General features: G+C 69.2%; 7 protein-coding genes, 1 tRNA gene and 1 pseudogene. 5 read left to right on the plus strand and 4 right to left on the minus strand.

Translation table 11 applies throughout. The annotated features are described in order from the left end of the window. Window positions 1-40 precede the first annotated feature (40 nt). Window positions 41-2,464, plus strand: coding sequence for an EAL domain-containing protein (locus K2Y56_RS11600; protein WP_292507541.1), 2,424 nt, complete (start codon window positions 41-43; stop codon window positions 2,462-2,464). A 19-nt stretch (window positions 2,465-2,483) separates the two neighbouring features. Here K2Y56_RS11600 and K2Y56_RS11605 read toward each other — a convergent pair whose 3' ends face one another. The 4 genes and pseudogenes from K2Y56_RS11605 to glmU form a co-directional block, all read right to left on the minus strand. Continuing rightward, window positions 2,484-3,239 carry a DUF502 domain-containing protein gene (locus K2Y56_RS11605; protein WP_292507542.1) on the minus strand — a complete coding sequence of 252 codons (756 nt, stop codon included), beginning with the start codon at window positions 3,237-3,239 and terminating at the stop codon, window positions 2,484-2,486. Window positions 3,240-3,398: 159 nt separating this feature from the next. Beyond that, window positions 3,399-3,491, minus strand: a pseudogene (locus K2Y56_RS26465) (DoxX family protein); the annotation flags it as partial. A gap of 113 nt (window positions 3,492-3,604) precedes the next feature. Further along, a complete protein-coding gene (gene glmS, locus K2Y56_RS11610) occupies window positions 3,605-5,431 on the minus strand; it encodes a glutamine--fructose-6-phosphate transaminase (isomerizing) (RefSeq protein WP_292507543.1) in 1,827 nt (608 codons plus the stop codon). Window positions 5,432-5,636: 205 nt separating this feature from the next. Next, window positions 5,637-7,004 carry a bifunctional UDP-N-acetylglucosamine diphosphorylase/glucosamine-1-phosphate N-acetyltransferase GlmU gene (glmU, locus tag K2Y56_RS11615; RefSeq protein ID WP_292507544.1) on the minus strand — a complete coding sequence of 456 codons (1,368 nt, stop codon included), beginning with the start codon at window positions 7,002-7,004 and terminating at the stop codon, window positions 5,637-5,639. 177 nt (window positions 7,005-7,181) lie between these two features. Here glmU and K2Y56_RS11620 point away from each other — a divergent pair, with 177 nt between their 5' ends. From K2Y56_RS11620 to K2Y56_RS11635, 4 genes are all read left to right on the plus strand, one after another. After that, on the plus strand, window positions 7,182-8,738 hold the full coding sequence (locus K2Y56_RS11620; RefSeq protein WP_292507545.1) for a glucan biosynthesis protein: 1,557 nt from the start codon (window positions 7,182-7,184) through the stop codon (window positions 8,736-8,738). Then, window positions 8,714-10,855 carry a glucans biosynthesis glucosyltransferase MdoH gene (gene mdoH / locus K2Y56_RS11625; protein WP_292507546.1) on the plus strand — a complete coding sequence of 714 codons (2,142 nt, stop codon included), beginning with the start codon at window positions 8,714-8,716 and terminating at the stop codon, window positions 10,853-10,855. The genes K2Y56_RS11620 and mdoH overlap by 25 nt, the downstream gene beginning before the upstream one ends. A gap of 120 nt (window positions 10,856-10,975) precedes the next feature. Next, complete coding sequence (locus K2Y56_RS11630) at window positions 10,976-11,149, plus strand: hypothetical protein (protein WP_292507547.1); 174 nt, start codon at window positions 10,976-10,978, stop codon at window positions 11,147-11,149. 678 nt (window positions 11,150-11,827) lie between these two features. Further along, window positions 11,828-11,917 (plus strand) — tRNA-Ser (locus tag K2Y56_RS11635).

Genomic DNA, 11,917 nt, shown 5'->3' on the forward strand with positions numbered 1-11,917 from the left:
TGTCTCATAGGATCATCGAAGCAGGACGGAATGCAGTTCGATGGGGCGCGATACCCAAAACCTTGCGTCACCAAACATGGTGGAGCGCTGGCGCGCCGCGAGACGGGTTGGCGAGGCGATTCCGTCCTACGAGGCCGTCGTGCTCGGCAATCTCGGCCGGTTCGCCGACCAGGCGGCGGTGGTGACGACCGAGGGTGGTCAGCCCGGCCGCATCCTCTGGGGCGGAGAGCGTTTCATTGCTTGGCTCGGATGCGAGATCAGGTCCGGCCTATCCGTCGCCACCCTGTCGGAAGACCTGCGCCAAGCCCTCACGGAAGCGGTGTCGCAGGCACTCCTCATGGGCCAGCCCGCTGTGACGCGGGGCGACCGCGTCACCGACGGTATCCTGACCAGCACCGCGCTCCTGGCCTGCCCGCTCTCAAACCGCAACGGCGAGCCCCTCGTCCTCGTGAGCGTGGCCGACGACGAATCCCGCTACGACCTCGTGAAGGCGATGTTCGGTGCCACCGACCAGGGCATGCTCGCCCTCAGCACCATCCGCGATGCCGCCGGGGCGCCGATCGATTTCAAGATCGTCGCCCTCAACGACGGGGCCGCGCGGATGTTCGGGCGTCCGCCCGGCGCGCTGCAATGGCAACGCCTCGCGATGGTGGCCCCCCTCCTCCTCGAAAGCGGCGCCCTGACGCGGCTCGCAGAGGTGATCGGCACGACGGCGCGCAACGTCTTCGAACTGAGCGTGCCGCGCTCCGACGGAAGCCTCCTCCACCTGAAGATCGAGGCCGGCTGCATCGGCGACCTCGTCGCCCTGACCTTCACGGATGTCGGCGACCTCAAGTTACGCGAGGAATCCTCCCGCCTCCTTTTCGAGAACAATCCACTGCCGATGTGGCTGGTCGACCCGGAAACTCAGCGCTTCCTCGCCGTGAACGATGCGGCGGTTTCCCATTACGGACATGCCCGCGAGGCCTTCCTGACGATGACGGCGTCGGACCTCGAACCGTTGCCGCTGTCGAGTTCCGAGTCGCTCTGGCTGCATCGCCGTGCTGACGGAACGCCAATCACGGTCGACCTTTTCGAACGTGTCGTCGATGTCGCCGGCCGACCGGCCCTTCTCACCGCGGTGATCGACGTGACCGAGCGGCGCCGGGTCGAGGCGCGCATCGCCCACATGGCTCATCATGATGCCCTCACCGACCTGCCCAACCGTGTGCTCTTCCGGCATCGCCTCGGCGAGGCCCTCGCGCGCGGTCAGAGGAGCGGGGAACCGGCCCTGCTGTTCTGCCTCGACCTCGATCGCTTCAAGATCGTGAACGACACCCTCGGCCATCCGGCGGGCGATGCGCTCCTGCGTGGTGTCGCGGAGCGACTGATGGCCTGCCTCGGCGCCGGGAACATGGTCGCGCGGATGGGTGGCGACGAGTTCGCCATTCTGATCGCGGCGTCCGAGGATCAGATCTCGCTCCTGGCGGAGCGCATCATCGCCTCGCTTGGCCAGCCATTCCCCATCGAGGGTCAGCCGGTGCGGATCGGCGTCAGCATCGGTGTCGCCGTCATGCCGCGCGACGGGGCCGACCCCGATCTCCTGCTGCGCAACGCCGACCTCGCCCTCTATCGAGCCAAGGCGGCCGGGCGGAACACGCATCGCTGCTTCGAGCCCGAGATGGAGACCTCGATCAGGACACGGCGGAACCTCGAGCACGAGTTGCGTATGGCCTTCGCGGCCGGCCAGATCACGCTGTCCTACCAGCCGACCCACTCGGTCGATGACGAGCGCCTCACCGGCTTCGAGGCGCTGCTGCGCTGGCGCCACCCGGAACGCGGCTTCATTCCGCCATCCGAGTTCGTGCCCCTGGCCGAAGAGAGCGGCCTCATCGGCCAGATCGGGGAATGGGTCCTGCGCACCGCCTGCGCCGAGGCTGCGACCTGGCCCGCCTCGATCCGCCTCGCGGTCAACCTGTCGCCCGTCCAGTTCCGCGACGGACGCCTCGGTGCCGTCGTCGCCTCAGCGCTGGCAGATTCCGGGCTGCCTCCGCACCGGCTCGAACTCGAGATCACCGAAACGGTCCTCCTGGCGGAGAACGAGACGAACCTCGCCACGCTGCACGCCCTGCGCAGCCTCGGCGTCCGCATCGCCATGGACGATTTCGGGACTGGCTACTCCTCCCTGAGCTACCTGCGCTCCTTCCCGTTCGACCGGATCAAGATCGACCGGTCCTTCGTGGCCGAACTGGACACGAGCCCCCATTGCGCCGCCATCGTCAGGGCAGTGATCGGCCTGGGCACGAGCCTTGGCATCTTCATCATCGCCGAGGGCGTCGAGACGACCCGGCAGCTCGACCGCCTGCGGGCGGAGGGGTGCGGGGAGGTCCAGGGCTTCCTTTTCGGCAAAGCCGTGCCGGCGGACGAGGTCCGCCGACTGATCCTCCTCGACGGCCTCACGGCCCTGGCGCGGCAACCGGCTTGATCGCCCGACCGAGTGCGTTTCAGGCCTGACGCTTCACCGGAGGAGGCGGTTCTCCATGCGTAGCCCTTAGGGTCGCCGCCATGGCCTGGAGGCGGGCCTGCGGGTCCTCGGGCTGGATCACGCCTGCCGACATCACGAGCTTGGCGGCGTCGTCGACGCTGATCGGCACCTCGATGATGTCGGTCCGCGGCAGGTAGAAGAAGAAGCCCGTCGTCGGGTTCGGCGCGCAAGGCAGGAACACGCCGACATGCTCGCCCGCCTCCCCGAGGGCGTTCTGCACGTCAGGCCCGGCCGGGGCCGAGACGAACACCACCGACCACGTCCCCTTCACCGGAAACTCGACGAGGCCCACCGTGCGGAACGAGGTGCCGTTGGCCGAGAACAGCGTCTCGAAGATCTGGCGCAGGCCCTTGTACAGCCCCGAGATCACCGGGGTTCGCGCCAGCAGGACCTCGCCGAACTCGACGACGGAGCGACCGACGAGGTTCGCCGTAAGGAAGCCCAGCAGCGTCACCGCCAGGAAGGCGATGACGAGCCCGAGACCGGGTATCGAGAACGGCAGGTAATGGTCGGGCAGGTAGCTCGGCGGCACCAGCGGCTTCACCCAGCTGTCGATCAGGCTGATGAACCACCAGGTGAGATAGATCGTGATGGCGAGCGGCCCGGCCACGATGATGCCGGTGAGGAAATAGGTCCGCAGGCGCCCGCGCTTGCTCAGGCGGGGGCGGGCGCCGGGAGGCTCTGGTTCCGGTAACGGCAGGACCGTTTCGCGCACGGGCAGTGTCTCGTTGGGGATGGGACCGGTCCCGGACCAAACAGGGGTTATCGGGTCGTGGCGGCGATCTCAAGCCGGTACTGCCACGCTCCGCCGCCGAGCCTATCTGGCGATCGGGATCAGCGCCCTTCGCCTCTGATCACGCAGACAGGGTCCGCCTCAGGCCATCAGGCCGAGAGAGATGCCGAACAGCAGGTGGCTGAAGATGGGGCCGCCGACCCGCAGGTGGGTGGCGATCGCGCCGTCGAGGAGGAGGAAGGCAACGACGAGACCGCTCATGACCCGGCCTGTCCAGAGCACGGTTTTCGATGGGATGCGGGGTGGGGCGAGTGCCCTGATCGAGGGTTCGGAACCGGCCGCGCCTCCTACTCCACCGTCACCGACTTCGCGAGGTTCCTCGGCTGGTCGACGTCTTTCCCCATGAACACCGCCGTGTGGTAGGCGATGAGCTGGATCGGCACCGCGTAGACGATCGGGGCGACGACCGGGTCGAGGTCGGGCATGGTCATCGTCGCCATGGTTTCGAGGCCCGCTTCCGCCGCACCCTTGGCGTCGCCGATCAGGATGATGCGCCCGCCGCGTGCGGCAACTTCCTGCATGTTCGAGACGGTCTTCTCGAAGACCGCGTCGTGGGGCGCGATGACGATGACCGGCACGCTCTCGTCGATGAGGGCGATGGGGCCGTGCTTGAGTTCACCCGCCGCATAACCTTCGGCGTGGATGTAGCTGATTTCCTTGAGCTTCAGCGCCCCTTCCATCGCCATCGGATAGGCGGTGCCGCGCCCCAGATAGAGCACGTCGCGGGCCTTTGCGACCTCGCGGGCCAGGGGCTCGATCTCGGTCTCCAGCTTCACCGCCTCGGCCATCAGGCCGGGCACGGTGATCAGGGCGTCGACCAGGCTGCGCTCCCGCTCCGGGCTGAGCGTGCCGCGCGCCCGGCCCGCCGCGATGGCGAGGCACAGGAGCACGGTGAGCTGGCACGAGAACGCCTTGGTCGAGGCGACCCCGATCTCGGGGCCGGCCAGCGTCGGCAACACCGCGCTCGCCTCGCGAGCGATGGTCGAGGTCGGCACGTTGACGACTGCCAGCGTGTGCTGGCCCTGCGCCTTGGCGTAGCGCAGGGAGGCGAGGGTGTCGGCGGTTTCGCCCGATTGGGAGATGACGAGGGTCAGCCCGTCCTTGTCGAGGGGCGGCTCGCGGTAGCGCGCCTCGGAGGCGACGTCGATCTCGACGGGAAGCCGGGCGAGGGACTCGAACCAGTACTTGGCGACGAGGCCGGCATAGTAGGCGGTGCCGCAGGCGGTGATCGAGACCCGCGACACTGTCTTGAGATCGAAGGGCAGAGCGTCCGGCAGGGCGACGCGCCCGTTCGCGAGGTCGACGTAATGGGCGAGGGTGCGGCCCACCACCTCCGGCTGCTCGTGGATCTCCTTGGCCATGAAGTGGCGGTGGTTGCCCTTCTCGACCCGGAAGGCCTGGGCGACGATCCTTTGGCGCGGCCTCGCGACCACGCCCCCCGTGAAATCGTGGATCTCGGCGCCGGAGCGCGACAGCACCGCCCAGTCGCCCTCCTCCAGGTAGGTGATCTCCTCGGTGAAGGGGGCGAGCGCCAGGGCGTCGGAGCCGAGATAGGTCTCGCCGGCACCGTAGCCGATGGCGAGCGGCGCGCCGTGGCGGGCGCCGATCAGGAGGTCGTCGTGGCCTGAAAAGATGAAGCCGAGGGCGAAGGCGCCGCGGAGCTGCGGCAGGGCGGCGGCGACCGCCTCGACCGGCCCCAGGCCCTTGTCCATCTCGTGGCTGACGAGCTGGGCCACGACCTCGGTATCGGTCTCGCTCTCGAACCGGACGCCGCGATCCTGGAGCATCGCCTTGAGCTCGCGAAAATTCTCGATGATGCCGTTATGGACGACCGCGAGCCGCGCCGTGGCGTGGGGATGGGCGTTGGTCTCGTTGGGCCGCCCATGCGTCGCCCAGCGGGTATGGCCGATGCCGATGGCGCCGGCGAGGGGCGATTCCTCGAGCCGGGCTTGCAGGTTGCCGAGCTTTCCTTGTGCGCGGCGGCGCTCCAGCCGGCCATGCTCCAGGGTGGCGATCCCAGCCGAATCGTAGCCGCGATATTCGAGCCGGCGCAGGGCCTCGACCAACTGGTCCGCCACAGAATCCCGCCCGACAATGCCGACGATGCCGCACATGTTCTTCGTCTCTCACGCCATCTTCGCCGGCTGCCCGTAGCGGACTTGTACCGGAATGGGACACCCGATTGCCAGAACTTCGCGGGCCGGGAATGCTCGGCCTCTAAGCGCCTTCACGGAGGATGCCGCCACGGAGGATGCCGCGGCAAACTTGAACACAATCCTACGGGCGCTTCCTCGGCCGCGGTTTGCTACGTACCATGCTTTACGATTTGGTCTTGAGCCCCTTCACCTGGCGCCACAGCCGCGCGCCGTCCGGCCGGTTGACCTGCCGGGCACGCCCTACGGCGAGTGCGTCGGCGGGCACGTCGGCGGTGACGACCGAGCCCGCCCCGACGATGGCTCCCGCCCCCACCGAGACAGGGGCGACCAGGGCTGTGTTCGACCCGATGAAGGCGCCCGCTCCGATCGCGGTGCGGTGCTTGTTGGTGCCGTCGTAATTGCAGGTGATGGTGCCGGCGCCCACATTGGCGCCCGCCCCGATCTCGGAATCGCCCAGATAGCTCAGATGGTTGGCCTTGGCGCCGGGGCCGAGCCGGGCGTTCTTGATCTCGACGAAGTTGCCGATCCGGGATCCCTCTTCGAGTACGGCCCCCGGCCGCAGGCGCGCATAGGGGCCGATCGCGACGCCGTCTTCCAGCGTCGCGCCTTCGAGATGCGAGAAGGCGTGGATGATGCAGCGGTCGCCCACCGTCACTTTCGGGCCGAAGATCACGTGAGGTTCCACGAGAACGTCCCGCCCCAACACCGTGTCGGAGCTCAGGAAAACCGTCTCTGGCGCGATCAGGGTGGCGCCTCCGAGCTGGGCGGCACGGCGCAGGCGCTGCTGGATCGCGGCCTCGGCGACGGCGAGCTGAACCCGGTCGTTGACGCCCTGCGCCTCAGCCTCGTCGACGTTCACAACGGCCACCATCAGCCCGTCGGCTACGGCGAGGGCCACCGCGTCGGGCAGGTAGTATTCGCCGGCCGCGTTGTGGTTGCCGATCCGTCCGAGGAGGTCGAGAGCGTAGCGGCCGGACAGGGCCATCAGCCCGGCATTGCAGAGCCTGACCTGGCGTTCCTCATCGCTCGCATCCTTCTCCTCGCGGATCGCCGTGACGCTGCCATTCTGGGTGAGCACCCGGCCGTAACCCGTTGGAGAATCTGTCTCGAATGCCAGAATTGCAACGGCTGCACCGGCGGCCAGGGGCGCCCGCAGGCGGGTCAGGGTCTCGGCGGTGACGAGGGGCGTATCGCCGAAGGCGATGACAATGTCGTCCCCCGTTTCCGCGAGGGTCTCGCGGGCAGCGAGGACCGCGTGCGCCGTGCCGAGGCGCTCGGCCTGGGGATGGACCCGCGCCCCCGGCGCGGACGCGGCGACCTCCGCCTCGACGGCGGCCTGGCCCGGCTCTGCCACCACGGCGATCCGGCTTGCTCCTGCGCCTCGCGCGGCGGCGAGGACGTGGCCGAGCATGGTCCGTCCTGCGACCCGGTGCAGGACCTTGGGCAGGTCCGAGCGCATCCGTGTGCCCTTGCCGGCGGCGAGGACGATTGCCGTGAGGCTTCGTCCGCCCGGATCGAGTATGGCCGTCATCCTGTCGCCTCGTGCCCTGCCGATGGGTCGTCGACAGCGATCTAGCCGAATCGAGTCCCCTCGGGAATGCGGGCCGCCTTCCCTGCTCCGGGCGATCGTGCTTAACGGCGCGTTCAGGCGCCTCCATGGTAAAGGGGGCGGCGCGGGCTCACCGCACTGCGACAACCATGAGGCCGCATGACTTTGCCGACCCGGTCTTCCTCAGTTGCTCCCGTGGAGGGTAAATCCCGCCGGGAGGTCCTGTGTCATGCCGGCGCCGCCCTCCTCGTCGCCGGCTCCGGGGGCGCCCTCGCTCAAGAGGCGCCCCAGGCGGGGGCGCCCGAGCGTTTCTCTCCCGATCTCGTCGCCAACCTCGCCAGGGCACTGGCCGCAAAGCCTTTTGCGGCGGCGTCAGCGGATCTCCCGGAATCCCTCGCGAGCCTCACCCGCGAGCAATATGCCGGCATCCGTCCTGCCCCCGGCCGCGCGGTTTGGGCCGGTGAGGGCCTCGGCTTCACCGTCGAACCGCTGCATCGCGGGTCGGTCTATGGCGACCGGGTCGCACTCTCGGTGGTCGAGGACGGCATCGCGCGTCAGATCCCTTACGACCCTTCGCGCTTTGCCGATGGCGGACCTGCGCTCCCGGCCTTCAAGGACGATCCTGGTTATTCGGGCATTCGCATCAGGGCCGGATTCGGCGGCGACGACCTCGCCGAGTTCGCCCTCTTCCAGGGCGCCTCTTTCTTTCGCCTCGCCGCCGCCGGCCAGCGCCTCGGCGCTACGGCTCGCGCCCTGACCCTTCGGCCGGCCGACCCGCGCGGCGAGGAATTCCCGGTCTTCCGCTCCCTCTGGATCGAGCGGCCGGCCTCGCACGACCTCGTCGTGGTCCACGCGCTGATCGACTCGGCCTCCGCCGCCGGGGCGCTGCGATTGGAGTGCCGGCCCGGACCGGTCTCCACTGCCGACATCACGGCCACGATCGTCGCACGGGCCGCCCTCGATCATCTCGGCCTCGGCAGCATGACCAGCCGCTACCTGTTCGGCCCCACGGACAGGCGGGGCGACGACGACATCCGCGAACGGGCCCACGCCTCGGACGGGCTCCAGATCCGCACCGGAGCCGGCGAGGCGATCTGGCGGCCCCTGCGCAACCCGGAGACCCTGCAGGTGTCCTCCTTCCTCGACGAGAAACCGCGCGGCTTCGGCCTGATGCAGCGCGCCCGCGACCACTCAGCCTATCAGGACGACGCCAATGAATGGGAGCGGCGGCCCTCGCTCTGGGCGACGCCGCGGGAGCCCTGGGGACAGGGCGCCGTCACGCTCCTCGAGATCCCGAGCGATTCCGACGCCAACGAGAACATCCTCGCCTATTGGCGCCCGAAGGAGACGGTGGCGGCCGGCGCCGAACTCGGCCTCGCCTATCGCCTGAACTGGGGCTGGGATGCGCCGGAGCGCCTGCGGGTCGCTCCCGTCACCTCCACCCGCAGCGGCCGTGGCTCGGCGGAGGGCCGGCGACGCTTCGCCGTGGATTTCGCCAGCGACGACTTCACTGCCTGGCCGGAACTCCAGACGGTGCTGACCGCTTCCCCCGGTAGTATCCTGGACCGCAAGCTCCACCGCTATCCCGAGCGCCGCACCGTGCGCGTAACGTTCGAGCTCGATCCCGGCGGCGCCAAGGCCTGTGAATTGCGCCTGCAGTTGCGGCATGAGAATCGCCCCGTCACCGAGACATGGCTGTACCGTTGGACGCCCTGACCCCTCCCCTCGCCAGCAACCTCCCGCCCGCGATGCCGCCGGAGGCACCGCTGGCGATGCCGGTCCAGAGCCTTCGGACCTGGGACGCAAAGGCCGCCCACAGGCCGTCGCGGCCCGAGCGCCGGCCTTTCGGTGCCCGTGCCTTCGTGTTCGGCGTGGCGGCCCTGCTCACCGGTTACGGCGCCCTCGAGATGTACGAGGTCGTGTCGGTCTCAGGGGGTACCACGGCGCTCCAGTACGTGCTGCTCGTCCTCTTCATCTTGAACTTCTCGTGGATCGCGCTCGCCTTCGCGGGCGCCGTCCTCGGCTTCCTGGTGCTCATGCGCGGCGGCAAGCCACCTGGAATGCCCGAGCGCCTGACGACCCGCACCGCCGTGGTGATGCCGGTCTACAACGAGGCCACCGCCCGCACCTTCGCGGCCGTCGAGGCGATGCGCGCGCAGGTCGACGCGACCGGGCACGGCGCCGCCTTCGACTGGTTCGTCCTGTCGGATTCGACGCAAGGCGATGCCTGGATCGCCGAGGAACGCGCCTTCCTCGAGCTACGCGAACGCCTCGGGCCCGAGGCGCGCCTCTACTACCGGCACCGTCCCAAGAACCATCACCGCAAGGCGGGCAATATCGGCGACTTCGTCAGCCGCTGGGGCGGCGCCTACGACCACATGCTGGTCCTCGATGCCGACAGCCTGATGACCGGCCCCTGCATCGTCACCCTCGCGGGGGCGATGGAGGTGGACCCGGATTCCGGGATCATCCAGTCGCTGCCGCTCATCATCAACCGCAACACCCTCTTCGCCCGCGTCCAGCAATTCGCCGCGCGCATCTACGGACCGGTCATCGCCACCGGCCTCTCGGCATGGTCCGGCCCCGACGGCAACTACTGGGGCCACAATGCCATCATCCGAACCCATGCGTTTGCGCATGCCTGCGGCCTGCCGGACCTGCCCGGAAAGCCGCCCTTCGGCGGCCACGTCCTCAGCCACGACTTCGTCGAGGCGGCCCTGATCCGCCGGGCCGGCTGGAGCGTGACGATGTTGCCGACCCTGCCCGGCTCCTACGAGGAGAGCCCCCCCTCCCTCATCGACGTCGCGGTGCGCGACCGGCGCTGGGCGCAGGGCAACCTCCAGCACAGCCGCATCATCGGGGCTGCCGGCCTCTACGTCGCCTCGCGCCAGCATTTCGCCACCGGCATCGCCGGCTACGTCGCCTCCCCGCTCTGGCTCGCCCAGCTCGTGGTCGGCGTCGTCCTCGTCCTGCAGACGGCCTATATCCAGCCGGATTATTTCGCGGGCGAATCGAGCCTCGTCCCGACCTGGCCTCGGTTCGATCCGGTGCGCGCGCTCCAGCTCTTCGGGCTGACCATGGGCATTTTGCTCGCTCCGAAGGCCCTCGGCCTCCTCCTGGCCCTGTTCGACGGTCCCTTGCGCCGGGCCTGCGGCGGCGCGATCCGCCTCGTCCTGTCGAGCCTGATCGAGACCCTGCTCTCGGCGCTGATCGCCCCGATCGCCATGCTGATCCAGTCAGGCTCGGTCTTCGAGATCCTGGTCGGGCGCGATACCGGCTGGAACCCGCAGCGTCGCGACGACGGCTCGATTCCGCTCAAAGACATCGTCCGCCGCCACCGCTGGCACATGGCGCTCGGGCTGGTGACGGGGGTGGCGGCCTTTGCCATCGCGACCTCGCTGTTCCTGTGGATGTCGCCCACCATCCTCGGGCTCGTGCTCGCCATCCCGATCTCCTGGGCAAGCGGACAGCTCGCCTGGGGTCTCGGCCTCAAGCGCCTCGGCCTCCTGACGACGCCGGAGGAGCGCGACCCGCCCGCCATCGCCACCGAGGCCGGCACCCTCGCCCGCCGCAACGCGGCTGCGGGCCTCGACGACGCGGACGCCCTGGCGGCTCTTCACGCGGATCCGGGCTTTGCCCGGGCGCATGCCAGCATGCTCCCCGCTCCCGCGCCCCGCCCCCGCGGCGCCGTCGATCCCGACCGGGCGCTTGCCGATGCCAAGCTCGCCGAGGCCGAGACCCTCAGCGAGGCCACGGCGTGGCTCAACCCCAAGGAGCGTCTCGCAACCCTGCACGACCCTGCCCTGCTCGACCGTCTCGTGCGCCTCGCCTGAGACCCGACGGGTCTTCGGGCGCGTCACAATGGCGCCTGGGACCTGCTGCGAGCGCACGAAACCGCTCCTGCCGACGTTGTCGCCGCGACGGGCGCCGTCCGCCCCGATGCGAGGTCGACGATGAGTCCTCGAAATGCCGCGATCCTGGCCGGTGCCGGATGCGCTCTGATCGGGCCGGCCGTGGCCCATGCCTTCACCGACGACCCGACGGACCAGATCGTCCTGTCGCTGATCATCGCCGGGTCGGTCGTGGCGACGGTCTTGGTGCTGGGCCTGCGATCGCAGGACGATTGAGGCGGCCTCAGGCCAGAACCATCCGAATCTGCCGCCAACTGGCGTGACAGATGTGCGGCTCATCGGGCGCGGGCCAACGGAGACCGAGCGTGCAGGCAGGTTGCTTCCTCGCTCTCACCGTCCTCATCGGCTCGCCAATGAGCGCCGGCGCCGCCCTCGCCCAGAGCGGCAGCGGTTCAGCTCCGGTCGCCGGCAGTTCGTCGCCCGGCGGCAGCCCAGCTCCACCGGGGTCGCCAACGGTAGCAACAGCGCGGACGGCGTCGGCGGCGGCACGGCGCCGAACGGCAGCCTCGGGTCACTCCCTGGCGGCACCGGACCGAACGCTCACGGCGAGGGCCGCACCCAGATCCGATCGGGCGCCGCGCACGGCACGGGAGCCGGGCCGAACGACAAGACCACCGGTGGAGGGGCGAACCAGCCGAGCCGGTGACCGACCCTGCCTGACGCTACGATCTTCCAAAAGATCCTTGAAGGCTGCGTGCATCCTCGGCACCGTCCGATAGCCAGACGGCCGGATCCCCGCTCTCCCGCATGCAGAACAAGGCAGCCGCCAAGGTTGACGTCGCCATGGGGGCAGCCATAGACAGGAGCACCGATCGACAGGTTGACCAATCGGTAGCAACGGGCAGCCTTCGGTTGCTTCGACAGAGGCAAATAACCAAGCTTCTGCAGAGGCTTGGAAGGGTGGCCGAGTGGTTTAAGGCAGCGGTCTTGAAAACCGCCGTGGGGGCAACTCCACCGTGGGTTCGAATCCCACCCCTTCCGCCA

Source organism: Methylobacterium sp., from assembly GCF_019745455.1.
Taxonomy (GTDB): domain Bacteria; phylum Pseudomonadota; class Alphaproteobacteria; order Rhizobiales; family Beijerinckiaceae; genus Methylobacterium.